The organism is Pseudomonas rhodesiae, assembly GCF_007858255.1.
GTDB classification, from domain to species: domain Bacteria; phylum Pseudomonadota; class Gammaproteobacteria; order Pseudomonadales; family Pseudomonadaceae; genus Aquipseudomonas; species Aquipseudomonas rhodesiae.
The window spans coordinates 20,740-46,905 of the sequence record NZ_VFEU01000006.1 but is presented as its reverse complement, the minus strand read 5'-3'; the positions used below and the strand labels follow the sequence as shown (position 1 = coordinate 46,905).

The following is a 26,166-nucleotide window of genomic DNA, read 5'->3' as shown; positions in this document are numbered from 1 at the left end:
ATTTGGGATTGGGTCGGGGGCATTTACGCGCTGATCACGCAGGGCTGCGCGCCCAAAAAAAACGGGGCGATCATAGATCGCCCCCAAGGTCCATCGAGAGGTTCTGGCGCCCGTTAAAGGCTGATTTGTCTGCGCTCCTCGTCGGTCAACCGCGCCCGCGCCTGTTCGCTCAGCGGCCCGGCGCCCAGCACCTGCACAGGGCTGTCGGGGTTGTAGGCCGAGGTTTTCTGCTGCTCTTGCGGCTCACGCGGCACCGGCTCGGAGCCGAAGCTCAACACCTCCACGGTGACGATCGACGCCCGACCTTGCCTGGACGCCGCCTGCTGGCTGCGCGCGGCGTCTTCCGCAGCCTGGGAGGCGGCCGCCCCGGCGGCGCTGGCCGAACTCAGGGCGCCGGTATTGACCGTGGCCGTCACCGGCACGCCGCTGGATTTGCCCTGGGTCTGGATATTCGTCGCGTTCACCACGCGCAAGGCGGCGATGTTGACGTTGCCGGACACGCGAATGCCCGCCTCGCCCGCATCGATGGTGCCCAGCGGCGCGATCAGGTCGATATCCCCCGCCGGCACTTCCGGGATCGGGTTCAGGGTGGCGATCCCCGCCCCGGTGCTCGGTACCGACGGCGACAGGCCGACGTTGCCCCAGTTGTCATAGACACGCTTGGGCGGCGTGTACACCACGGTGGTCTTGGAGCCACGGCCGGCGTTGATATCGCCCTGGGCGGTCCAGCCCAGGATCGAGCCGCCGAAGGTAGTCATGATGCGGCTTTGCCCCAGGAGAATGCTGCCCATCGAGTACAGCTGGATATCCCCCGCGCCTTGGGTGATCACACCCGCCGTCGACGGTGGGGCCGCACCTTCGATACCGAAGGTCTGGCTGCCGCCCGGAGTGAGCATCTGAATCGCTCCGCCAGCGTTGGTGTGTACACCCGAGCCGTTGAACAGAGTGATATCGCCCTGATACGTGATCGGGTTGCCGGCCACGTCCTTGGTCGGAAACAGCGCTGCAATCGCTGCGCGACCTCGCACGTAACTGCCCTGGCGCACGCCGCCGGCCTGGGTGTATTCGCGACCGGCGGCCTTGAGCTCGGCGAAATACACATCGCGGGCAAACACCCGTTGCTGCTCGGCGGGCAACGCAGCGTAGTAGGCGCGAGCCTGGACGGTGTCGCCGACAAAGCCGAAGCGCTCGGCGAGCCAACTGACCAATTCATCGTCGTAGGTCTTGGCCACTTTGCCGCTCTGCAAGGATTCACCGGCCTGCGCCTGATTGAGCGGGTTCAGGTAAGCCTCGACGAACCGACTGTAATCCGGCCCGCTGGCGCCCACACCGGCCTGCATAACGATGCTCGCGCCGGGGCGGTTGTCGCCCGGCAACACCGCGCCGAGGCTGGTTACGCTGTGCTCACCGCCGACACCGGTAAGCAGGATATTGCGCCCGGCCGAGACTTCCAGCAGGCCAGGGCCGGCCACCTGGAAGCTGCTGTAGAGAATGTCGCGCCCGGCGGACACGATGGAGATGTCCTGGGTCGCGTCGTGCATAAACAGGTTATTGCTCGAACGGCCAAACATCATGTCATCGCCGAACGCGCGCCCGCTGCTGACGATATCCCGCCCGGCCAGCATGCGGACCGGGCCGCTGCCTTCGTACCAGGTCTGACCTTCATGCAGACTGCCAGGGGAGGTGTCGAACCGAATGATCCGGCCACTGCTGACCCCCACCAGGTCGCCGTCCATGGCATAAAACCGCGCGGGCTCGCCACGCCCGCCGGTGGATGCGGACGTGGTGCCGGGCCCGAACGCGAACAGCGCGCGGGCATCCAGGTTGCCGCTGGCCGACAGGTTGCTCGCCACCACCTGGGTGCCGAGCATGCCTTGGAAGGCCGGATTCCAAGGTGTCGCCATGGCGCTGCCAGCGGTGCCGGAGCGGCTGACGGTCATGCCGCCGGCGTAGATCGAATCCTGGGCGAGGAACTGCAACTGGCCATTGTCGGCGGGCGCCAACAGCAAGGGGAACATGTAGGTGTTATCGCCGTTGGCCTGGGCCTCGGCCGCTTTACCGTAATACAGGCTGCCGCCGGCGGCGGTTGCCCTGAGGATCGAGGGATACACCACCGCCAAGTCGGGGAGCGCGTCGATGCGGCTGAAGGGCGTGAGGTTGCCGCCCAGGGAAAACAGGTCGATGGCCGTGTCTCGGGTCCACAGCGTAAACCAGCTGGAACCGCCGCCAAGTGAGGCGCCTTGGGCAAACGGCGACACATGGGAGAGCACTACCCGGCCTGGGTCTTCGACGTTCTGCACCACCAAATCACCCAGGGTCTGCAGGTTGAACGTGGCATCACCGGGGACCAGGGTCATGCCGCCACGGGCAACGCCACGGGTCGCGACCTGCGGGTCGAACGCGCGGGTTTCACCCGGGCTTTGGCTGCGCGCCGTGCTGCCGTACAGCAGGTCGACACTGCCCACGGTCGCGCTGCGCAACTGCACGTCGCCGCGCAGGTTGACCAGCACGCCGTCACGGTGGTCCGTGGTGGCGGCCACGCTGGCGGGGTTCAGCGCGCCGCCGATGCGGACACGCAAATCGCCGCCACCGGTCAGCTGCTGGCTGCCATCGGCGGCGATCCGTCCGGTACTGCCGACGGCCAGAACCAAGCCCTGGCTGTGGGGGTTCACTTCGGGGCGATAAACGCTGTACCCCAAGGTATCCAGCACCCCGGCGTTGCCGCTCACATTGACGTCCAGGTTGCCGCCGCCCAGGGTGCCAAAGCCGGTGAAACCGAGCAGTTTGTCCGCCGCCGCGGTGGCGGTGTAACTGCCGAAGTTGATCCACCAGGCCGTCGGTTGCGCCGGCCCGCCCGTCGCCACGGCACCGCTGCCCTGGCGCCATAGCCAGTTGCCGACGGCCGCCGAGTCGACCCCGACATCCTTGGGGTTGGGGCGCACGCTGCTGGCTACGCTGCTGGTGATATGCCCGGTCAGGTCACCGCCCACATTCAGGGTCAGATTGCCGCCTGCCTCCGGGTACCAAGCGCGGTACAGACTGGTGGACGAGCCGTTGACGAACTGTTCGAAGAAGCTGCCGGCGTCGTTCAGCACCGTGCTGGTCAACGGATCGGCGCCCGCCCGCTTTGCCTTCGGCAGGTTGTAGGGGTCACCGGCGAAGGTCCCGGTCGATGAGGTGCCCGCGGTGTACACGCCGAACAACGAGTCCATCTGCAGGTTGCCCGCGCTCAACAGTTCAAGGTCGCCGCTGCCGGTGCGGATCACACTCCAGCGCGTGCTCGCCGGCGTGGCGCCGTATTCGGTCTTGTTCTGGGCCGCGCAGTATTCCGGCAGTTGGCCGCACACCTCGTCCACCCCCGGCAATTGCAGATCGGCCAGGAATTCATTGGTGATCACCGCCCCCACCGGAATCACGATACCGGCCTGTTCCAACAAGTCATCGGCCGCTTTCTGAGTCCATACGTAGGTCACCTTCATTGCGCAGTAGTCCGGCGAACTGGCACAGAAATCCTCGATAGAGCCCGCGCCCAACACGTCAAGCAACGATTGCTCGATGGGGTCACCTACCTTGACATCCACACCGGCGCCACTCAGTTCAGCCACCGCCAGGGCGGTCCAGGTCTGAACGCCCTTGCTCGGCAATTGCTTGGCGAACATCCCGTAGTGGTTGTCCGCCAAGTGCATATCGCCACTGCGCGGATGAGCTTGCAGCAGGCGGCTGTCCGCCGCCTCGGTATCGGCGCCCGCCACCAGGCGCAACGACCACGACTGGGTACCTTCGGCCAGCATCGGCGAAATCGCCCAGACCTGCCCGGCCGGGCCGGAAACCCCGACGCGCAGGGCGACCGAGGTCGCATTGTTGGGCAGTTTCACATCGGTCCCAGCCGGGATCAGTGCGCCCTTGGGCAAGGCTTTGCTGCCACTGAGCTGCACCGTGTTGTTGGCCGGGTTCGCCTGGTGTATCGCCGGCAGCGGCACACCCTTGGGCCAGGTCATACCGTCCAGTCGGGTGCCTTGGGCCAACAGTGTGCCGGCGCCCAGTTGGGTGCCGATCGCCAGGGTCTGCGCCTCACGCAACAGGGTGCCCGCAGCGAGCAACAGGTTGCCGCCGGCATCGCGCACATCGGCCGAGACCACGCTGCCCGCTGGCAATACCAGCTCCTGGCCCAGCGTCGCGGCCACCGGCAAGCGGGTGCCGGCGGCCATCGTCAGCGCTTTGATAGGCAGGTCGTAATTCAACGTGCTGCCGGCCGGGAACGCCGTGCCATCGGCCAGGGTCACGCCGTTGCCCGGCACCACGATGGTGCCGCCACTGAAGTCGACGCCCGGTAGCAGCACCCAGCCTTTGTCATCCTCGGACACCGGCGGTTTGGCGAAGCCATCGTTGAGGCTGCCGTAGATATTCAGGTCGCCGCCGGCGCGCAGGGTCAGGCTGCCGGATTCACCGGAGCCGTAGACCGCGTTGTCCTTGACGCTATGGGGGTTGAGGCTGGCATAGCGGTAGCCGGACAGGTCCAGGTCACCCTGCACCACCAGGTCGCCGTCCTGGGTTTTACTGACGATTTCCACCCCGGGGCGCAGGTGGAAGGCATCGGCGTAGGTGGCGTTGTTCAGGCCGGCGAGTTTGTTATCCAGCAGGTTCTGGTTGAGCAGCGCCGCATTAATAAAGGCGTCGCTCAGGGCGTGTTTCTGGTCCAGGTAGCCCTGGGTGATTTCCTGGTACGGCCTGCCGCTGGCGGTCGGGTCGGTTTTTTCCGGCGCATCGTCGTAGCGCGCCATGCCGTTGAGGGTGATGGAGCGCGCGCCCTGGATGGTCAACCGCCCATGAGCGTCGATGGCCACGTCATTGCTGCTGCCATCCGGGTTGACCAGGCGCGGCGCATTCAGCTCCAGGGTGCCGCGCGGGCGCCCGTCGTTGCCGCTGGCGGCAGTGCCGTGGCGCAGGTCGATGCGCACGCCGTCGGCCAGGGTCAGTTGACCATCGCCGGACCCCAGCACCACCATGGCGCGGTTCGGCGCGTCGATGATCTTGCCGTAGCTGTCCACCCGCAACTTGCTGCCGTGGGCATCGAGCACGGCGCTGCCGTCCAGAGTCAGGCCGTGCTTGCCGGCCAGGTTGATACTGCCGACGCGCTCGCCGCTGGCATCCACCAGGCCAGTGACCCGCAGGCTGCCGTTGTCCACCGACACACTGATGCTGCCGGCCTTGAGCCCATCGCCGATGGTCAGGTCGCCTTGTTTGAGTTGGAAACTGCGCGCGCCGAACACCTGGCCCTGGTTCAGGCGTTGATTGAGGTCGGCGAACTGTTGGTCCAAGGCACCGCTGCTGCCCAGGCGCTGCGCCTGGATCTCCACGCTGCCCGCCGGTTGCGGCATCGAGGTGCCGCCGGCATTGAAGTAGCCACTGCTGCTGCCGAGGATCTTGCCTTGCAGGTCGACGATACCGCCCGCCGCATCCGTGGCCACCGCGCGCAATTTACCGGCCTGGTTGTGCTGGGCCGACAGATCGATGGTCGAGCCCGCCGCCTGCAGGATATTGCCGCTGCGACTGTCCAGCAGCACGTCGCCGCCCCAGCCGTATTGGGTCACGTCGTTGAAGCGCATCGCACGGCCGGCCACATCGATCAGGGCGTCGTCGGTCAGCACCAGATCACCCCGTGTACTGAGGCTGACTTTGCCGCTGGGCAATACCACCGCACTGGCCACGCGCAGGCTGTCGCCTTGCAGGGACAGTTGTGCGCCCTGGCCGTTGGCGTTGCCACGGGGGCCTGACGACGCACCGATGTCAATCGCACCGCCCGCCTTGATGTTGTTCACCGAACCGGCCTCACCGGTCATCAACGGCGTGCGAATGGTCAAGTTGCCACCGCTGTACTGGTAACCGCTGACCGGGTCATAGGCACCCTGGCGCTGGTACACCGACAGGCTGCCTTTGTGGTTGGCGGTAATGCGTTCGCTAGCGTTGAGGTTCACCGTGGCAAAGCCCAGGGCCAACCGGTCGAAGCTTTTCACGTTGCTCGGCTGACCGAAGGCGCCATACCCGAACTCAATGCGCTCAGCGTTGATATCCAGGCGCCCGCTGCCGGTGCCCGCACCGCCCGTTACCACTGCGCCCGGGGCCTGGGTGGCGCCCAGCCAGATCAGATTGGCGGTGTGCAGGGTCGCCACGTCGTTGGCGTCGCCTGCGCCGTACAGCGCCGGAGTGGACAGCATCAGGTTGCTCAGCAGCGATTTGCCGGTCAGCGGGTCATAGGTGTCGAGGCTGGCGTTGCCATACAGGTTGAACCCGTCGCGCGCCGACAGTTGCAGGGTTTCCAAGGCCGGGGCGCCGAGTTGCGTGTCGCCGCGCAGTAGGCGGTCGAGCAGTGCCTGGTTCAAGGTCAAACCGGCCGGCAAGCGGTTGCCGGCGGCCGCCGCGGCCAGGGCTTCGACGCTGCCCAGGTTGATGGTGCTCACGCCCAGGTTGAGGTGACGGGTGCCATAGCGCACTGGGTCGCCCAGTTGGAACGTGCCGTCGGTCAGAGCCACGATACTGCCCTCGGAGTACAGCCCGGTCTGGCCGACGCAAGATTGGGCAGCGCAGGCGCCGACGTTGATCCCCTCGCTGATCACACCGCCAGGCCGCGAGGCGCTGACCACGTTGAGCAAGCCGTTGGACACCCCGAGCATATTGGCGACCTGATAAATAAACCCGTCGCGGGCATCGTAGCTGGCCTTGCCCCGGCCCAAGGTGTTGAGGGAGGCGCCCTGCTCCACCACGATGGCGCCGGTGTCGCTGACCAGGAACACTTCCGGCGCCGCCAGGGTGGCACCGGCCCGCACAGTGATGTTGCTGTTGGCGGCATTCACCCCGCTGGCCAGGCTGATGAAGTTACCCGACTGACCGTAATCCACCACCGTCATGCCGCCGATCATCAACCGTGCGGCACCGATAGCATTGAGGGTGTCGGCTCTGAGGCTAATGCCGCCGAAACCGGCGGTGGCAGACGCCTGCGGCGCCACCACCTCGATACCCAGCCGGCTCTGGTCGAGCACCGCGACCGTACCGCCGTAGCCGCCGGTGGCGGCGTCAAAGCGCCCGATACCGTTGAATGAAAACCCATCGGCCCCCGCGCCGGGGCGCAGGGCCAACTTCAGGGTTTTGGCGTCGGCCTCCAGCAGAGGGCGCGGTACGCCCAACCGGGCGGCATCGGCCTTGGCGAACTGGGCGTAACTGGTTTCGTTGTATTGGGAATAGCGGCGCAGGGTGTCCGCCGAGGTCAGGATCAACGGGGTGGCGACGCTGTTGCGGATGCCGGTATGGGCAATCGACAACTGCCCGGAGGTGGCCCATGAGCCGTTGCGCATCAAGGTGGTCGCGCTGTCGCTGCCCAGCCCCGCCAGGCCATTGATCTCCACGCGATAAGCCCCCGACATCAACGCGTAGGTGGACGGCATCAAGGTGTAGGTGCCGGCCGGCAAGCCCGGCACCCCGGCGCCGATGGTGACCTGTTGGCCCACCAACGGCGCCACCGCACCACCCTCGGCCGCTACCGGCGCCGCACCCGGCTGCACCCCCGGCACAATGGCGTAGATCGGGTTGGTGGACAGCCCCGGCAGCACGAACCCGGCGCTGGCACCGAACTGCACCAGGGGGTTGTAGCGCGCATCCGTGGAGCCGCCGCGTCCGGAAATAAACCCGGCGCCCAGCAGCTCGCCACCGCCCGACAGATCGACGACCGCCCCCGACTGCACGGCCACCGACTGGCCGCCCAGAATCACGCCGACGCTCAGGTCGCTGTTGGTATTGACCAACCCACCCTGACCGAGAAAGGCCACGGTCTTGCCGTTATAGGTGTAGACCTGCCCGTCCAGGGTGCCGCCATAGGGCAGCACCAACCCCTTGCCGCTCACCGAAGTGACGCTGCCCGGCAGCAATTGCACCTGGCTGCTGCCCATGCTGCCGATATTGATCAGGCCCAGCGGCGCGCGCACCACGCCGCCTTGCTTGACGGTGGCGGCGCCCAGTTGCAGGCGCCCGAACGCCGAATACGGCAACGCCGCCTCCGTGCTGCCGACGCGGCCAAGGGTCAAGCTGCGCAGCGGATTAAAGTCCAGGCCCTGGGTAATGGTGCTGGACTCACCGAGGTAGCCGACAATCACCCGGGCACTGACGTCCGTGGCGGGGTACACCTGCGCCGCGCGCAAGGTCATGTCGCCCTGGGTCAGCAACTGGGTGCTGACGCCGGTGATGATGTCGTTCACGGAAGTCCCCGCCAGAAAGCGCAAGTCGCCCTGGCTGGTCAGGTTGACTTGGTCGAAACCACGGCGTTCGAGGCTGGCCTGGCTGGCATCGGCGCGGTACAGGCTGCTGCGGTTACCGAAGATCACATTGCCACGCACTTCGACCAACTGCCCCTCAGCGTTGAACTGCGCCTGAGTGGCACGCTGGGACGGCACCGGCAGCACCGGCACCGGACGCACGTAGAAATCCTTGCCGCTCTCGGGGGGCGGCAGATAGCCCGCCAGCAGCAGGTGCGGCGCCGACAGGTCGATGCGTGCCGTGGCGGCGGCGTTGTCGCTCAGGCCATAGCCACGGCTGTACAGACGCAGGCTCTGGCCCATATTCAGGCGGATGTCGCCGTCAAAGCTCAGCAAACCATTGCTCAGCAGCGCGAGGTTATCGAAGCCGCCGGCCTGGACTTGATCCACGCCCAGACGTGCGTGCCCATAGTCCAGGCTGTCGGCCGCCGCTGCGGGCGTGCCGGCCAGAGCGCTCGGTGGATGCCCTTGGCCGAGCACCAGTTCACGCACCTTGAGCACCCGGTCAGCGACCCCGGTCTTGGTGTAATACGGGCTCTCCAGCGCCAGGTTAAGACTGCCGCCCGCCGCGCCAGCGCCACCGGCCCGGGCCATCACGCTGCCCTCCAGGTACAGGCCGTTGTTGGAGGCCAGGCTGATGCTGCCGCCGTTACTGGCTACCGACACCGTACCCTGCCCCGGCACCGTCAGCTCGGCTTGGGTGCCGGAGGCGTCCAGTCGTGCGCCGTCGTGTACCACCACGAACAGGTCGCTGGCCTTGGCCAGGCCGGTGTTCAGGTCCAGCGTGCCGCCCAGGCTGATGCTGCCGCCGTCACGCACCACGCCATAACGGCGCCCTTGGCTGTCCACCGCCGTGGCTGCCCGCGCAGCCACGTCGATCAGCGCGTGTTCGCCGACCCAGATCGAGCGGCCATGACCGGCCGCATTCACCGCTTCCGAAGTGGCTGCAGTCAGCCCCTCAAGGCTGACGCTGCCGCCCCAGGCATTGAGCGTGCCATCCATTGTCAACTGACCGACGCTGCGCAAGTTGATGGCCTGCCCAGGATCGACGTTGATCACCGCCCCCTGGCCCACGGTCAAGGCCGTGCTCGCCAGTTGCGCCGCCGTGGCGAATACATTGCCGGCGGTGAGGCTCAAACCGGCGCCGCGACGCTGGGTCAGCACGCCTTTGGCGGCATCTTCCTGATACAGCGGCGAGGTCCACTGCTCCAGGGCCGCCGTCGGTGCGCCGCCGGTCGCCACCGTGGACGCCTGCGTGCCCAATCGATAGGTCGGCAGGCTGACATTCACTTGAGTGCCGTCGGTGACGATCAGCCCTTCGTTGCCGGTGATGTCGTAGGCCGAGAAGCCCTTGTCGAAGAAGTCGCCGGCCAGGTGCAAGGTGTCCGGGTCCATCGCACCGGCACGGTTGCCGATCTGCACCGTGCGCGCCTGCAAGGTCAAGGTGCCGCCACCATTGACGCCATAACCGCGCACGTCGCCATCCAGGGCCAGAGCGCCGAGGGCGCCCAGGGTCACGTTGCCGCCATTGCCGCCGATCAGCTTGCCGTCTACCCCCAGGGTGGCCCCGGAGGACACGTCCACCTCACTGCCGGCCGCCAGATTCAACTGGCTCGAACTGCGCAGCGAAACCTTGCCGCCGTTGATATACGCCAGGCCGCTGCCATTGCCAGGTTCCAGCAGCAGGTTATTCCAGCGCCCGCGGGTATCGAGTTTGACACCCGCGCCCAGCGTGACCTGCGTGCCGCCGGCCAGGGTGGTGTCCTCGACCACGCCGGCCTTGAACGGGTTGACCTGGCTGAGAATGTTGCCGGCGTTAAGGCTGCCGCCGTGGGCCGTGAGGTTGGCATTGATGTCGACACGCGGCCCGAACAGGGTGATGTCGCCGCCGTCGGCCACGCGCAGCGCGCCATTGACGCTGACCTGCTGGCGGGCCGCGACCTTGATGGCACCCAACGGCGCGGCATTGAGCAGGTCGCTGTCGAGCACGATCTTGCCCTGGCGGTCGGCCGGCAATGCATTGGCAAGGTCCAGGCCATCGGCAATCGCTTGCGTGTCGTTTTCAAGCGTCACCTGATCGGCGTTCGCCCCCAAGGCGTAGCGCAAGGTGCCGTTGGCTTTGTTGTAGAACGGCGTGTACTGGCCAACGATCAATTGCGCGAGCTGGGCCATGGCCTTCTGGGATTGCTGGTAACCGTCCAGGTTGGGCATGGGTGCCTGAGTCTGGCGATCGCCTTGGAACACATCGCTGATCAGGCGGCCTTCCAGTACCGCGCTGGAGGTGCCGACCACCAGTTTGCCGGCGTCCCGGCCCACGGTGTACCCGGCCTCATTGCGGCCCTGGGGGGCGATCAGCGGGTTGTAGTAATACTCGGTCTGGCCCCAGCGCACGCTAGTGTCTTCGTAACCCTTGTAGATACCGGAATAGAGAATGTCGCCGGGCGCTTTGGACAGCTCGTACAAACGGCGATTCGGCCCTTTGAGCCAGGTTTGGCGGATATAGCCGCCTTGCACGTCCACGGTGCCGCCCGACAGATTGATCTGCGCGCCCTGTTGGGTCACCGCTTCCTTGCCGGTAAAGGTCACGGTGCCGCCCTGGGCCATCCATTCACCCACCGAATGGCCCTGGGTGCCAAGGTAACCGCCGACTTCCAGCAGGCCACCGGCGGTGTACCAGCGGTCGGTGGCGTAGCCGTTGGTGCCGGCGGGCACAAACACCAGGTCGCGAAGGTCGACCCACACATCGCTGTTGATCAGTTGGCCGTTGTCGCGGTTGACCGACGCATCGCGCTGCTCGTTACCCTGCACGTTGATCTTGATGTTGTTGGCTTCCATCGCCACCTTGACGCCGACGGCCCCCGATACATCGATCATCGCCCCATCGCGCACCAGGCTGCGCTGGCCGGCACTGACGGCCACCTGGCCGCCGGTGGCGAGGGTGATCGAGCCCTTGCGGAAATCCACGGTGCCGCCGCTGACGATCTCGATCCGTGACTGGTCCGTGCGGTCGACTACCGCGCTGAGGTGGTTGAACGCGCCGCCGATCAAATTGGCGGGGCTGCCGTCGAGTTTGATCAGGCCATTGTCTTTCTGACTGTTGAGTGCGGTGCTGCCACTGGCGTCCAGCAGGATCGCGGTGGTGCTGCCCTCCCCCAGGCTGACGCTGCCGCTGCTGTCGCTGGCCGCGTTGAGCAAGTGCACGGTGCCGCGGGTGTCCACCGAGGTGCTGGCCAGGGCCACGCCGTTCTGCTGCACCTGATGCCCGGTCAGGGTGACGTCGCCGGTGGACGCCATGATCAGGCCGCTGTTGGTCACCGCTCCCGCCGTGCTGCCCGCCTTGAGGCTGGTGGCGACTTCATTGCCACGGGTGGTGGAACGCTCGTTACCCGCCGTGCCCACGCCTTTGCGGATGTAGAAACTGTCACCGGCCGCCAAGGTAGTCTGGCCCTTGGCGGTGATGATGGTGCCGGCGTTTTCCACGTCGCTGCCCAGCAGCAAGGCATAGCCGCCGGCGTCGGTGGAGGTGGCGGCGTTGTGGGTCTGGATCAATGCGCCGCGCTGCACCTGGACCTTGCCCGCCGCGTCGGTGAATGTCGGTTGGGTGCCATTGGTGTCGACATACAGGCCGCGCTGGGTGAACTGTTCATCGGTGATGTTCGCCGCCGCCGCTACCAGGTTGCGCACGTTGACCTGGCTGGTGCCGCTGAACACCACACCGTTACGGTTCATGATCATCACCGTACCGGCGCCCTTGATCTGGCCCTGGATTTCGCTGGGGCGGGCCTGGGCGTCGTTGACGCGGTTGAGTACTGCCCAGGTGGACTGCTGCTGGAAATCCACCGTGGTGTTGCGCCCGACGTTGAAGGTTTCCCAATTGAGGATCGCCTTGTCGGCGGTCTGCTCGATGCTCACCGTGGTCTTGCCGCCGGCCTGGGTCTGGGTCGGCGCCTTGGCGTTGGTCCAGCCCTGGGTCAGGCTGTTGTCCACTTGCAGGCCGCCTTTGCCCAGGCCATCGGGAATCGTCGACACCTGGCCGAACGCCGCTTGCCGGCCGGCGGCCTGAGCGGCCTGCTGCGCCGCAATCGCCGCGACGCTGGTGTTCAGGGTGCTGATGGAACGCGCCAACTGCTGATTGACCCGCGCCTGCTGGTTCAGGGTCGGCACCGACGGCATCTGCCCGGCACTGATGCGCGCCGCCGTGGTCGCCTGGGTCGCCCCCTTGGCCGCGAACCACGCCGGACTGAACGCAGTCGCCGCCGAGGCGTTGCCCGCCACCACCCATAAGGCGATGACCTGCGCCAGCGGCTTGAGACGCAACACAGTCTGGGCCCGTGAGCCCTGGGCATTCAGCTTAAGCGTGGGTTTGCAGCGGACCATCGGGACACTTCCTTCTTTGTTATCGCCAGGAGCAACACAGGCTCACGTATGAGGGTTAGGCGGTTGGCGAGAGGCCGGACTGAACTTCTGTCACGCAAAGTTCATATACGGCTGTTAGCGCAAAAAAAATCAGCAACGGCACGGGCCGTTGCTGATCGGTAAAGCGGTGCTGAACAGCGGGGGTTACAGCGGACGACCGATGGCGTTGCACACGCTGGTGTTGCCGATGCCTTGAGCGCTGGTGGCGGTGGCGAAGGTGTCACGCACAGCTTTTTTCCAGTTCGCTGGCAGCGGCACGAAGCGGTTGTTGTTGATGGCGGTGTCGTTGTTCACCAGGCTGCCGTAGTGGCGGTTGAAGAAGCCGCGCACTTGGGTGGTCTGGGTGGCATCGGCATAGCACTGGCTGAAGATCAGGTTGGTGAAACCCAGGATCGGATAGCCGCTGGAAGGGTAAGCGAAGGTGGCTGAGCCGCTGGCCGTGGCCGCGAAGACCGGTACCCAGTTGTCCTGGTTGGTCGCGTCGATGAACGAGCCGTCAGCCCGCGCTTCGGTGGGCGCAGGAATCTGGCCGATGGCGGTCGACACGTTGGCAGGCGCAGGGGAAACACCGGCGACTTTGGCGACTTTGGTGGCGTCATCCAGGCCGGCCAGGGTGGTCGCGGCGTAATCCGGGCTCATGTAGGTGATGCGACCTTCCACAGCATTCAGCGCATCCATCACGCCTTGGCTACCGGCGGCGGCAACAGCAGTCGACGGCAGGCCACCACCGTAGCTGGACGAGAACGTAGTGGTCACGGCGAACGGTTGAGCTTCGGCGCACTTGGCGTTCAGGAAGCGCGTGAACAGTTCAGTGGTGCCGCTGGACTCGCTGCGATACACCAGGGTGATCGGGCCGGTGCGGCCAGCGCCGGTGATCTGGCTCCAGTCGGTCAGGCGGCCGGAGAACACGCCGCACAGTTGGCTGACGCTCAAGTCGACGGCGTTGGCGCCCGCCTTATTGAACGGAATCGCCACCGACGTGGCCACCGACGGCACCTGGATCAATTTGCCCCAGGTCGGTTGCTTGTTGGTTTTGTAAGCCAGCAACTCAGCGGCGCTCAGCTTGGAATCGCTGCCGGCCCAGTGCACGTTCTTGTTAGTCACGCCGGCCACGAACTTGGTGTAGTCGTTGTTCAGGAACGCCGACTTGCCGTTGCCGCTGCCCACACCGATGTAGGGTGCGAAGCCGGTGGTGAGTACGCCAGCGGTCTGGTACAGCGGTTGTGGCAGCGTGGCGCCGCCGCCGTTGATGTCCGCCATGGCCGCCTGGGCCGAGCACAGTGCAGCGAGGGTCATGGATACCGCGAGAACGTTGCGCTTAAACATGAAGAATCTCCTTTCATCGTGTTTGTACGTTTGGGGTAGATGGCTCTTGCATGACGCCATGGCTTCGGACCCAGGCCGTGTTTCGGGGGTGGCGAAGGCGGAGGCCATGGGTAGGAAATTTCGCAGCATCCGATGACAGCTAAAGGAAAAAACCTCGGGAGAAAGCGCTTGATTTTGAAAAAGATTCTCGGGTGTTTCGGTCATCGTTTTGAGCGGTTTGGGCGCCGCCGAGCGCAATGGTTTTCGCCACTGGCCGCAGGGCCATGCATGGAGTTGAAAGATGACGGAATGAGGAACCCGAGCTTGGCCCCGCGCCATCGGGAGCCAGGCAAAACCCGGCGCGTATCAGGTGACCAATTGGTTGATTTCGATGATCGGCAACAGCACCGCCATCACGATCACCAGCACCACCGCGCCCATCACCACGATCATCAGGGGCTCCAGCAGCGCGGTCATACCCATGGCGCGACGTTCGATGTCCTTGGACAGGGTTTGCGCGGCGCGTTCGAGCATCGGCGGCAGCGACCCGGTTTTTTCGCCACTGGCGATCAGGTGGATCAGCACCGGCGGAAAGACTTTCTCCACCGCCAGCGCCGGCGCCAGGTTGACCCCTTCGCGCACCTTGGCCGTGGCGTCGCTCACGCATTGGCTCAGGCGCTCGTTGGACAGGGTTTGCCGCGCCGCTTCCAGGGCGCGCAGCAACGGCACGCCGGCACCGCCGAGGATGGCCAGGGTCGAGGCAAAGCGTGCAGTGTTCAAGCCCAGCACGAAGCGCCCGATCAGCGGCAAGCGCAGCACGCGGCTGTGCCAATTGAGGCGCGCCAGCGGATTGCGCAGGTACAGGCGCCAGCCCCAGAACGCACCGACCAGGCCGCTAAAGCACAACCAGCCCCAGGCGCGAATGAAGTCGCTGGCGTTGAGCATGGCCAGGGTCAGCCCCGGCAGGTCCTGGCGTGCCTGAGAGAACGCGCTGACCACCTGGGGCACCACGTAGCTGAGCAGGAAGATCACGATGCCGATGGACACCAGCCCCACCACGCCGGGGTAGATAAACGCGGTGAGGATCTTGCCCCGCAGGTTGTTGCGCTCTTCGATGTAGTCGGCCAGACGCTCCATGACCTGGGCCAGGTCGCCGGACTCCTCCCCCGCCGCGATCAGCGCGCGGTAAATCGACGGAAAATCCCGTGGCCGCGCAGCCAGGGCATCGGCCAGGCGCATGCCGCCGCGCACATCGGTGCGTACCGCACTGAGGGTCTGGGCGATGTGTTTTTTCTCGGCCTGCTCCACCGTGGCGCTCAAGGCCGCTTCCAGGGGCAGGCTGGCACCGAGCAAACTCGCCAGTTGCCGGGTGGCCCAGGCCAGGTCGTTGTCGGAGAGCTTGGCAGTGAACAGGCCGCCGCCTGCCGTTGCCGGGGTTTGCTCCTGTAACGCCAGCACGGTCAGGCCGCGACCGCGCAACAGGCTGAAGGCCGCGCTCTGGCTGTCGGCTTCGGTTTGCCCGGTCTCGATGCGGCCGCTGGCATCGGCGGCTTCATAGCGATAGCGATTCATCCGGCGTCCCGGGTCACACGCAGGATTTCTTCCGGCGCGGTGGTGCCGCTGCGCACCCAGCGCTCGCCGTCTTCGCGCAGGCTGAACATGCCGGCGCGGCGTGCCGCCACTCGCAGGTCCTGTTCCCCGGCACCTTGATGGATCAGCCCGCGCACCGCGTCGTCGACATAAAACAACTCATGGATCCCAGTGCGTCCGCTGTAGCCCACCTGATTGCACTGCGCACAACCCACCGGGCGCCAAGTGCCCGGCGCTGTCGGGTCCGGCTGCTTACAGTGCGGGCATAGCCGCCGCACCAAACGCTGGGCCAACACCCCCAGCAACGACGACGCCAACAGAAACGGTTCCACGCCCATGTCCACCAGGCGGTTGACCGCCGACACCGCGTCGTTGGTGTGCAGGGTGGCGAGCACCAGGTGCCCGGTCAGCGAGGCTTGCACGGCGATCTGCGCGGTTTCCAGGTCACGGATCTCACCGATCATGATGATGTCCGGGTCCTGGCGCAGGATTGCGCGCAGGGCCAGGGCGAAAGTCATGTCGATCTTGGCGTTGACCTGGATCTGGCTGATGCCCGGCAGGTCGTACTCCACCGGGTCTTCCACGGTGAGGATATTGCGCGTGCTGGCGTCCAACCGCGCCAGGGCGGCGTAGAGGCTGGTGGTTTTGCCGCTGCCGGTGGGGCCGGTCACCAACACGATGCCGTGGGGCTGGCGGATCAGCGTATCGAGGCGCGCCAGCAACCGCGGGTCCATGCCCAGGGTTTCCAACTGCAAGCGCCCAGCCTGTTTGTCGAGCAGGCGCATCACCACGCGCTCGCCGTGGCCGGTCGGCACCGTCGACACGCGGATATCAATCGGCCGCCCGGCCACGCGCAGGGCGATACGGCCGTCCTGGGGCAGGCGTTTTTCGGCGATGTCCAGCTGCGCCATGATCTTGATCCGCGACACCAACGCGCCGTGCAGCGCCTTGCGCGGCGAGACCACGTCGCGCAGGGTGCCGTCGACGCGGTAGCGCACCACCGAGTGGCTTTCATAGGGTTCGATATGAATATCGCTGGCCTCGTCCCGCGCGGCCTGGGTGAGCAAGGCGTTGATCATGCGAATCACCGGCGCGCCGTCCTGGGTGTCGAGCAGGTCGGTGATCTCGGGGATGGCCTGCATCAGGCGGTCGAGGTCGACTTCGTTTTCCGCCGCGCCCACCACAGCGGCGGCGCTGCCGGTGTCGGCGTAGGCCGTGGCGAGCAGGCCGTCCAGTTCGTCGTCGCGCACCTGCTCCACGGGCGACTCGCCGAACTGGCGGCGCGCTTCACCGATGGCCCAACCGGGTGTCGAGGGGCACACGGTGAGCAACAGGCCGCTGTCACCGGGGCGCAGCAGGATGCGTTGGGCCTTGGCCCAGGCGTAAGGGAGAAGGCTCACAAGGCATCTTCCTGACCGAGCGCGGTGCAAATGTGGGAGCGGGCTTGCCCGCGATAGCGGTGGATCAGTTTGTACATCTGTGGCTGACACACCCTCATCGGGGGCAAGCCCCCTCCCACATTTGGATCTTCATTTAAATTCATGGTCGTACGCCCACCGGCACTGCGCGGATAGCAGCCCTCGGCCCCGGTTGCGCGCCCGGAATCGCCTTCTCCACCGCCGGCAACTGCGGCGCCTGCACATCCGGCATGGCCCAACTGTGTTCCGGTTGCAATGCGCCCTGGGCGCGGCGCATGAAGTTGTAGCGGTTCACGGTGATGCTGCGCCCGGCGCCGCTGTCGCGGATGATGTAGGGCCGCAGGAACACCATCAGGTTGGTCTTGCTGACGCTGCGCTTTTGATTGCGGAACAGCGCCCCCAGCCCGGGGATATCCGACAGCCACGGCACCGCGTCGTTGCTTTGGCTGTAGCCGTCCTGCAACAGACCGCCGAGCACCATGATCTGCCCGTCATCCAAGAGGATGCTGGTGTCGATCGCGCGCTTGTTGGTCACCGCGCCCGCACTCACGGTTGCCCGCGCATCCAGGCTGCTGACCTCTTGATAGATATCCAGCTTCACCGTGCCGCCTTCGGAAATCTGCGGGCGTACGTTGAGCTTGAGCCCGACCTCTTCGCGCGTGACGGTCTGGAACGGGTTGTTGCTGGTGCCTCCGCCGCCGGTCACATAGCTGCCGGTGACGAAGGGAATGGTCTGGCCGACGAAAATACTCGCAGCTTCGTTGTCCAGGGTCAGCAGGTTCGGCGTGGACAGCACATTGGTGCCACCTTTGCTTTTCAACGCACGGGCCAGCACCTTGAGGTCCAGCACTTTGCCGATCCCCGGGATATCCACGGTGCCGTCCACCAGGCCGATATTCAGGCCCTTGGGCAGCACGTCGATACTGGTTTTGCTGGCGGGGCTGCCATTGATACCAGTGCCGCCCAGATTGACGCCGCCGAACCCACCTTTACCCCCCAGGTTGCCGGCCTGCCATTGCACGCCAAACTCGGTGGCGTCATCTTCCCCTACCTCGACGATCAGGCTTTCGATCACTACCTGAGCGCGGCGCTGATCGAGCAAATCGATCACCTCACGCAGGTTGCGGTACAACGGGTCCGGCGCGGAGATCAGCAAGGTATTGGTGGTGGCGTCGGCCTGGATGGTCACGCCGCCGGCACTGAACGCGGTGTTCTGATCGCTGGCGGCGCTGGTGCCGCTGGTTGCGGTGGTGGCGGCGCCGGTTTGCCCATAGACGGGCTGCACGCTGCTGCCGGTGGGCGTGCCGCTGCCGGTCTGGGCTGCACCGCCGGCTGTCGTGTTCAGGCTGTTGCCGCCCATGGCGCTGAGCTTGTTGCGCGCTTCATCACTGACCCCCGACTCACTTTCGCCGGTGAGCAACCCACGCAACGACTGCGCCAGTTTGCCGGCCTGGGCGTTGCGCAAATACACCACATGCATATTGCTGGGGTTGCTCTGGGCGTTGTCGAGTTTGTAGATCAGGTTGCGCGCCAGCTCGGTGCGCTCGGGGCTGCCGGCGCGGATGATGATGGAGTTGGAGCGCGGGTCGCCCACCACATTGATCTTCTGGGTGGGGTCCGCGCCCTGGGTCTCCAACAGTTCGGCGACCATGGCTGCGATGTCCACGGCGATGCCGTTCTGCACCTGTACCACATCGGTGTCGATGGCACTGGGGGTGTCGATACCGCTGATGATCTGCGCGACGCGCGCGAGGTTGTCGGCGTAATCGGTGATCACGATGCTGTTATTGCCGGGGTATGCGTTGATCGGGTTGTTTGGCGACACGATCGGGCGCAGCACCGGGATCAGGTTGACCGCGTTCTCATATTGCAGGCGAAAGGTGCGGGTCTGCATGCCGCTGCTGCCGGCGCTATAGATCGGCCCGCCGAGCAGCTTGGCATCCGCCTCCGGCACCACCTGGGCCACCCCACCCACGTCCACCACGCTGAAACCCTGCATGCGCAATGCCGCCAGCAGCATGTCGTAAGCCTGATGGGCCGGCACCTGGCCTTCGCTGACCAGGGTCAGGTTGCCTTTGACCCGAGGGTCCACCAGGAATTGCTGGCCGGTGGCACGGGACAACGCGCGCACCACCGCCTGGATATCGGCATCGACAAAGTTGAGCTGCACCGGCTGGTCCCCCAGCGGGTTGCGCACCTTCACGGTGGCCGGGGCCTGGCCACGGGCGCTGCTGGTGAGCGCGTGTTTGACCGGGGGCCTGGCGGCCGGCTCGCGTTGGCGATCCAGCGCGGTTGCACCGCTACGGCGGGTGTCGGCCAAGGGCTGGCCGAGTTCGCTGTCCACCAGCAAGGGTTTCTGCGCCTCCTGGGAACTGCACGCACTGAGGGCCAGCAACAGCAGCGGCGCAACGGTGCGAAACGGGGGGACTGACCACTTCATGAAGCGTCCTTAGCGCCAAGCGCCTGATCCATGCGAACGGTCCCGGACACAGTGCCGGCCGAGTTGTCGACGGCATCCCCGGCACGTTGTAGACGCGCCTCGGACACCTCCAGAGAAAACGTGCGTACATTGCCCAGCAGCCAGCCCAGCGCCGCGTCGGCCGGGGCATTGTCGAAGGTCAGGCGCCATGCGCCGGGGTCCAGAGTCTGCAATTGGTAATGGCCGCGCAGACCGGCGCCATCAAGGGCCTGGCGCAGCGCGTTGTCGTCGGCGACCTGGGGTGCGGCCACATCCTGCAGCAGCACCTGCAAGGCCTCGGCCTGGGCGCGCAGCTTGGGGGTTTCGGCCTGCCAGTAAGCGATTTTTTTCAAGGCCGGCTGCACCAGTACCAGCCAGGTCAACAGGCCAGCCAGCAGCAGCCCGGCACCGATCAGCAGGCGTTTTTCACGCTGGGCCAGAGCGGCCCAGAACACCTGGGCCTGGCCGCGCACGCGCAGCCACTTATTCATCGCTGGCCTCGGCGTTCTCGACAGGTTGTGCGGGGCCGATGCTCCAGCCCTGCTCATCGCGCGTGGCGGCATACCCGGCCTGGGCCAACGCCGCTTGCCATTCCCCCGGCTGCGCCGGCTGACGACTGCCGGCCAGCAGCGCCAGGTGCAGGCGGCCTTGCTCGAAGGTCAATTGCTCAACACTGCCGACCATAAACGGCAGCTGGTTGCCGACCAGTTGCAGCAAGGCGCTGAAACGCGGGCCGGTGTCCGTACCGCCCTGGCGCGCGGCCAGTTGTTGTCGCGCCTGCTGCAAGGGGTTGAGCACCACCGGCAATTCGGGAAACGCCTGGCGCACTTGCTGGCTCATCTGCGCCTTGAGCCGTTGGCCCGCGTCCGCCTGGCGGGCAGCGTACAGGTTGAGGCCGAGGGTCCAGAGGGCGACGGCCAGCGCGACGCACGCCAGCGCCCTACCCCAGCCGGCGCCCGACGGTTGGCTTGGGCGCGCCTGCAAGCCCCAGCCGGGTAGCGCACCGCTCCAGCGCTGCGCGGGCTCCAGCGGGGGCGTCGCCGGTGGCGGCAAGCCCAGCGGATGCACCGTCGCCAGGTGCAGGCTGTCGCGACTCAGGCCGTAGCCGTCCTCTAACGCCGCGCCGCCCACCGGCAAGGCATAGGGCGCCGGATACAGACCGCGCAGCTTCAATTGTGCCTGGCTCAACACTTGATCCAACCGCGCCAGCCCGGCCTTGGGCACCCAGCCCACTTGTACGCGCCCGTCGCTGCCCCGTGGGCCGTGAGCGACGTGCATCTGCTCCAGCGGCCCCAGCACCAGCGCCTGCGCCGCGCAGGTCACCGCTGCATGGGTTTTGCTCGGCGGCAGCGGTGGCAGATCCAGACAGGTCAGCAGGCTGTCGCGCGGGTGCAGAAAACAGTCCAAGGGCTGGCGAGTCTTGCCCAGTTCGGCCAGGCTGGCCTGCCCGTGGGCCACCACCGCGCCACGTTCAAGCCAGGCGAAGGTCACCGGGCTGTCGACACTCAGTTGGTCGAGGGGCGGCAAGCCGATACGCAGGCGCTTCATGCCCCCACCCGCGACCAGATCACCTGGGGCTGGCGATTTTCCGGGCGGTGCAACAAGGCGTCGAGGGTTACTCGGCGCTGTTCGCGGCGGGTCTGGCCTTGCAGGCGAAACCACTCACTGGTGATGCCCACCAGCACCGACTCCACCGCCACCTGGGGCAAGTGCAGGCGGTTGACGAAATCGCCACGGTTGATAAACCAGCGCCCGCCGTCCCGTTCGGCCACCAGCGCCTGGGCCTGGCTCAGGCTCAAGCCCGGTACCACCGCACTGAGCACTTCGGCGCGGGCGGTGTTGCCATTGACCCAGGTGACCCCGGGCAACACGCTGATAAAACCCTGCATGCGCTGCAACAGCAGCGGGTCGAGCCCTTCCACACCGCTCAGGTCGTCAAGGCTGCGCAGCATCGGGTACCTGGCCGGTTGCTCGGTTTGGTCATACGAAGCGATCACCCGCTGACTGATGCGGCGACTCAACGCCCCGTCGACGCCGATCAAGCCGCACAACCGTTCGAAGTTCTGCACCTGCTCGGCATCCGGCCGCCCGCGGTTGACCAGATTGCGCAGGTTGAACTTGCCCTGCTCGTCTTCCAGGCGCCCTTCAAACAGGCCTTTTTGAGCACGCGCCCACGGTTGGTCGAGACGGGTCAGCACGTCCTTCTGACGCGCCTCCCATAGCCGCTGCCGACTGTCCTCCAATGCACCGAGCAATAGCCACTGGCCCTGGATACGCAATTGTTCGGCCTCCAGGCTGCGGGTGAACACGCGCTGGCGCGTCAGCAGGCCGGCGGCAATCACCGCCACCACCGCCGCGATCAGCAAGGCGCTGATAATCGCCATGCCGCGCTGCTTCGCCGTCATGGGCGAATGCCGTTTCATGGCGGGCCTTACAACTGCCAGGAGCCGATATCGGCATTCACACCGTCGCCATCGGGTTGGCCGTCGGCGCCCAGGGAGAACACGTCGATTTCGCCATTGGCACCCGGGTTGAGGTAGTGATACGGGTGGCCCCAAGGGTCATTGGGCAAGCGGTCGAGGTAGGCGCGCCAGTTGCTGTTCTTGGCATCCGCCGGGCGCTCCACCAGCACTTTCAGGCCCTGGTTCATGCTCGGGTAAGTGCCGTGATCGAGGCGATAGAGCTTCAGCGCCTGCATCAACCCGCCGATGTCCTGCCGGGCGGCGGTGGCGCGGGCCTGGTCCGGACGGTCGAGCACTTTGGGCACCACCATTGCGGCGAGAATCCCGAGGATCACCACCACCACCATGATCTCGATCAGGGTAAAACCACGCTGGCCGCGAGGACTGGGCAGTGGGTAGGTCAGGCGCGCGATATCCATCTCGACATTCCTTGGGGTGAGTGCAGTTCGGGGCGCAGTGTTGCAAGAAGACATGTCAGTCGTATTGAAAATCCTCGGGAGTTTCGGTCGCCAATCGGTCAACTCGCCGCGCTAGTCTGCGGGCCTGTTTCCGGGCTTGGAGAGCGCCATGCACGGCTATCGCCACGCGCAAGGTTTTACGTTGATTGAAGTGCTGGTGGCGCTGGCGATTATCGCCGTGGCCATGGCCGCCGCCGTGCGCGTGGCCGGGGTGATGACCCAGAGCAACGGGCTGCTGCGGGACAAGTCCATGGCTTTGCTCGCGGCTCAAAGCCGTCTGGCGGAGCTGCGTCTGGAGGGGCAACTGCGCAGTGGCAGGAAGACCTTCGACTGTGATCAGGGCCGCTTGAAATTACGCTGCGAGCAGACCATCGAACGTGCGGGCCCGCTGTATCAGGTGCAGGTGCAAGTACTCGACGCCAGCCGCGAGGCGCCACCGCTGGCGCGCCTGACCACCCAGGTCAGGGCCGAGTGAGCGGCGCCAGCGCCGGCGCATCCGGCAATTTGTTCATCTTGACCTGCAGGGTTTCGCCGCCGCGCTCGATCTGCACCGCGTCGCCTTCAATGACCGTCAAGCGCACCCCTGGGGCGAGGCGTTCGCCCACCTGGAAACTGCGCGGCGGGCCGTCATTGAGGCTGAGGATCGCCACCGCGCCACGGGCCCCCGCGAGCACCCCGGTAACCTTGACCTGCACTGCCGCCGGCGTGGTGGAGAACCATCGCAGCGCCGGGTTATCGCCGCGCGCCGCCAGGGCCTGGGGCGTGGCGGCGGGCGTATGGGATTCGGCGGACGTGAGCAACAGCGGCGTCCACACCACCACAGAAGCCAACGCGGCCAGCAGCGCGCCGAGCTGCACGCCGTGGGCTGCGCAAAGACGCAGGGAAATTGCCATGAGCGGGACCTCCTGTTTGTCCGTGCCATCAGCCTACCGCGCAATTCGCACGTTTTTATTTCACAAACACCCTGACTTACCGGGCACCGACCGATGAACCAACGCGGCTTCACCCTGATCGAGCTGATGGTGGTGCTGGTGATCATCGGCATCGCCAGTGCCGCCATCAGCCTGAGCATCAAGCCCGACCCGCTGCGCCTGCTGCGCCAGGACACCGAACGCCTGAGCCAATTGCTCCAAGTGGCCCAGGCCGAAGCCCGCGCGGACGGTCGCCCGATTACCTGGCGCGCGGACGCCAAGGGCTTTCGCTTCAGCCGCCGCAGCGACAATGGCTTGAGCCTGGACACCTTCCAAGGCGACCCTCAATTGCGCCCGCGCCCGTGGCAAAGCACGCCCATGCACATCGATATCGAGCCCCGCCAAACCCTGGTGCTTGACGCCGAATGGATCAACCCGCCGTTGCGAGTGCTGCTGTCCGACGGGCAACACCGCCTCAGCCTGCAACGGGATGCCGCCGGTGTGCTGCGCGTGGTGAGCGCACCATGAACCGCGCGCAGCAAGGCTTCACCCTGATCGAAGTGATGGTGGCGATTTTGCTGATGGCGGTGGTCAGCCTGATCGCCTGGCGCGGCCTGGACAGCGTCACCCGCGCCGATCAACACCTACAGGCAAGCACCGAACAGACCGAAGCATTGCTACGGGCCTTGAACCAGCTTGAGCGCGACATCAGCCTGCGGGCCAGCGTGGAATTGAGCGTTCCGACGGACGAAACCAAGACCCCGGACGGACTGGCCGCGCTGACGGTGCGCAGCTCCGACACCAAGGGGTTCAGGCTAGAGGTGATCCGCAGCGCCGCCATCCCCGGCACTGGCCTGCAACGGGTGCGCTGGTGGCTCAAAGGCGACGACCTGTACCGCGCGGCCGCGCCGGCACGCGCGCGCTTCCCATTGCCGGCGGCCAAGGATGGGGTGCTGGTATTGAGTGGCGTCAGCGACCTGCAAGTGCGGGTATGGGAAGCCGACAAAGGCTGGCGCCAATTGAGCGGCAACCGCCGCGATGACCCGTTGGGGCTGGAGATCCGACTGGTCAGGCAGACACCTCAAGGCGTGGAACGCTATCGCCAGGTGGTGGGGCCGTTGCGGTAGCGTTTCTGCCCAGCAAGAGCAAACTGTGGGAGGGGGCTTGCCCCCGATGAGGGCGTGTCAGCTGATACAGGTAGGCTGACCCACCGCCATCGGGGGCAAGCCCCCTCCCACAATTAAATTCCTCTGGGCCACCAACCTGTGGCTCGGTGCATTTGGCCCCGATAGCCATAGATCTCTACACAGGTTTCAAAGGCTGAAATAACTCTGTGGTGAGCCCTCTCACCACAGCAAGCCTGCTCACCACGAGAACCTCATGTTCTCAGGCTATGTCACCGAAGATATGCAGCCACCAACCCTAACCACGATGCGAAGCGAGCCGCTCTTGCTCTTGCTTTTGCTTTTGATCTCAGGCGCCCCGTTAACCACGCTGGCCGGAATTCGGCATTGATTTGGGGGGTAAGCCGGCAGGGATGCCGGTTTAGCCGCCCCGCGCCATGGATGGCGCGTGGCGGCGGCCCCCCAAATCAATGTCGGATTACGGGCACACCGAGCCTAAGCGAGGTGCCGAGTGGTGGGGCAAAGCGTTTTTGGTTACTTTTGGCGCTCTTCCAAAAGTGACCCGCCGTAAGGGCGGAACCCATAGCCGCCGTGACCGCGGCAACGGATATGTACTCAATCTGCCCCAACATCCTGGTCGGCTGTCAGGCCGCCATCGGGGGCAAGCCCCCTCCCACAGTTGGACGTGTCAACAGTTCAAAAGGTGGGGGGAGACTTGCCCTCCCACAGTTAAATTCCTCTGGGTCAGAGAGGGATCACCCAACACTCAACTCAGCAACACCACCCCACCCGGCAACTCCGTGCATTTGGCCCCGTAGGCATCGCGGATCAGCAAGGCCACGCCGGCCAGTTGCTGCAAGCTGAAACGCGCCTGCACGCGGCGTTGGCCGAGTTGTTTGTTGAGCAGCACCAGCATGCCCGGGCGGTAGCGGTTGATCTCATCGACCACAGTGGCCAGGGTGGCGTTGTTGAACACCAGCACCTGCTCGCGCCAGGCCACCACGGCCTGGGTGTCCACCGTCTGGGGTTCGCCCAGGCCGGCGGCGCCATAGGTGAGCTGCCGGCCGCTGTCCAGGCGCACGTTACGTCCGCCGACGTCCACCGACAACGCGCCGTCCAGGCAGGTCACGCAGACATTGTGGTCGGTGTGGCGCACATTGAAACGCGCCTGCGCCGCGCTGATCCAGCCGGCACCGGCCTGGACCTTGAGCAGCTGCGCGGCGTGGGCGATGACTTCCACTTCGCCTTCAAGCAATTCGATGCCCTGCCCGACCCGGCTGATGCGGGTCTGGGTGTTGAGTTCCAGGCTCACCCCGTCACTCAAGGCCACGTGCCGTTGCTCGCCGACGTCGGTGCGGTAATCCGCTGTCAGCCCGGCCAACCCACCGGGCACGCCGACATGCACCATAAACGCCGCCGCCGACGCCGCCAGCGCGCCGCCGAGAAACGCACGGCGCCCCATGGCCCGTGGGCGCTCGGCCTGCTCGGCGGCCACGCGTAATTGCTGCCACAACCCTTTGGCCTGTTCGAATGCCTGGGCATGCGCAGGGCTCTGGGCGCACCACGCTTTGAGCGCTTTGGCATCGGCCACGGTGGCGCGGCCCGAGGTCAGCAGGACCAGCCAGTCGCGGGCTTCATCGTGCAAAGGGTCGGCAGGCGTTTGCCGGGCGGTGGGGAAGCGGAAAATATTCAAGCGCGCACATACTCACGGTTTTATCAGG

The 26,166-nt window shown here is 65.9% G+C and carries 14 protein-coding genes; 3 read left to right on the top strand and 11 right to left on the bottom strand.

All coding sequences use genetic code 11. The annotated features are described in order from the left end of the window. Positions 1-113: 113 nt before the first annotated feature. The 9 genes from FIV35_RS11055 to gspG form a co-directional block, all read right to left on the bottom strand. Positions 114-12,680: a filamentous hemagglutinin family protein gene (locus tag FIV35_RS11055; protein WP_034138696.1), complete on the bottom strand. Its 12,567-nt coding sequence runs from the start codon at positions 12,678-12,680 to the stop codon at positions 114-116. Positions 12,681-12,863: 183 nt separating this feature from the next. Next, positions 12,864-14,045 (bottom strand): substrate-binding domain-containing protein, encoded by a 1,182-nt coding sequence (locus tag FIV35_RS11050; RefSeq protein WP_034138697.1) that lies wholly within the window; start codon positions 14,043-14,045, stop codon positions 12,864-12,866. 345 nt (positions 14,046-14,390) lie between these two features. Then, positions 14,391-15,596, bottom strand: a complete 1,206-nt coding sequence (gspF, locus tag FIV35_RS11045) for a type II secretion system inner membrane protein GspF (RefSeq protein WP_034138698.1) — start codon at positions 15,594-15,596, stop codon at positions 14,391-14,393. After that, entirely contained in the window at positions 15,593-17,014 is a 1,422-nt protein-coding gene (gspE, locus tag FIV35_RS11040; protein ID WP_034138699.1) for a type II secretion system ATPase GspE, read from the bottom strand. The genes gspF and gspE overlap by 4 nt, the downstream gene beginning before the upstream one ends. A 139-nt stretch (positions 17,015-17,153) precedes the next feature. After that, positions 17,154-19,472, bottom strand: coding sequence for a type II secretion system secretin GspD (gene gspD / locus FIV35_RS11035; RefSeq protein ID WP_034138700.1), 2,319 nt, complete (start codon positions 19,470-19,472; stop codon positions 17,154-17,156). Beyond that, positions 19,469-19,981, bottom strand: a complete 513-nt coding sequence (gene gspM, locus FIV35_RS11030; RefSeq protein WP_034138701.1) for a type II secretion system protein M — start codon at positions 19,979-19,981, stop codon at positions 19,469-19,471. Before gspM ends, gspD begins: the two co-directional genes overlap by 4 nt. Next, a complete protein-coding gene (gspL, locus tag FIV35_RS11025) occupies positions 19,974-21,038 on the bottom strand; it encodes a type II secretion system protein GspL (protein ID WP_034138702.1) in 1,065 nt (354 codons plus the stop codon). The genes gspM and gspL overlap by 8 nt, the downstream gene beginning before the upstream one ends. Continuing rightward, on the bottom strand, positions 21,035-21,913 hold the full coding sequence (gspK, locus tag FIV35_RS11020) for a type II secretion system minor pseudopilin GspK (RefSeq protein ID WP_156796369.1): 879 nt from the start codon (positions 21,911-21,913) through the stop codon (positions 21,035-21,037). Before gspK ends, gspL begins: the two co-directional genes overlap by 4 nt. An 8-nt stretch (positions 21,914-21,921) precedes the next feature. Further along, positions 21,922-22,371: a type II secretion system major pseudopilin GspG gene (gene gspG / locus FIV35_RS11015; RefSeq protein ID WP_034138703.1), complete on the bottom strand. Its 450-nt coding sequence runs from the start codon at positions 22,369-22,371 to the stop codon at positions 21,922-21,924. A 148-nt stretch (positions 22,372-22,519) separates the two neighbouring features. Between gspG and gspI the strand changes: the two genes are divergently transcribed. Further along, positions 22,520-22,885, top strand: coding sequence for a type II secretion system minor pseudopilin GspI (gene gspI, locus FIV35_RS11010; protein WP_034113028.1), 366 nt, complete (start codon positions 22,520-22,522; stop codon positions 22,883-22,885). On the opposite strand, the gene FIV35_RS11005 is transcribed toward gspI, so the two are convergent. After that, positions 22,872-23,303 carry a type II secretion system protein N gene (locus FIV35_RS11005; protein WP_034138704.1) on the bottom strand — a complete coding sequence of 144 codons (432 nt, stop codon included), beginning with the start codon at positions 23,301-23,303 and terminating at the stop codon, positions 22,872-22,874. The genes gspI and FIV35_RS11005 overlap by 14 nt on opposite strands. Positions 23,304-23,396: 93 nt before the next feature. Here FIV35_RS11005 and gspH point away from each other — a divergent pair, with 93 nt between their 5' ends. After that, a complete protein-coding gene (gene gspH / locus FIV35_RS11000) occupies positions 23,397-23,849 on the top strand; it encodes a type II secretion system minor pseudopilin GspH (protein ID WP_034138705.1) in 453 nt (150 codons plus the stop codon). Beyond that, complete coding sequence (locus FIV35_RS10995) at positions 23,846-24,448, top strand: PulJ/GspJ family protein (RefSeq protein WP_034113026.1); 603 nt, start codon at positions 23,846-23,848, stop codon at positions 24,446-24,448. The genes gspH and FIV35_RS10995 overlap by 4 nt, the downstream gene beginning before the upstream one ends. Positions 24,449-25,211: 763 nt before the next feature. On the opposite strand, the gene FIV35_RS10990 is transcribed toward FIV35_RS10995, so the two are convergent. Further along, positions 25,212-26,138, bottom strand: a complete 927-nt coding sequence (locus FIV35_RS10990) for a FecR family protein (RefSeq protein ID WP_034138706.1) — start codon at positions 26,136-26,138, stop codon at positions 25,212-25,214. Positions 26,139-26,166: the final 28 nt, after the last annotated feature.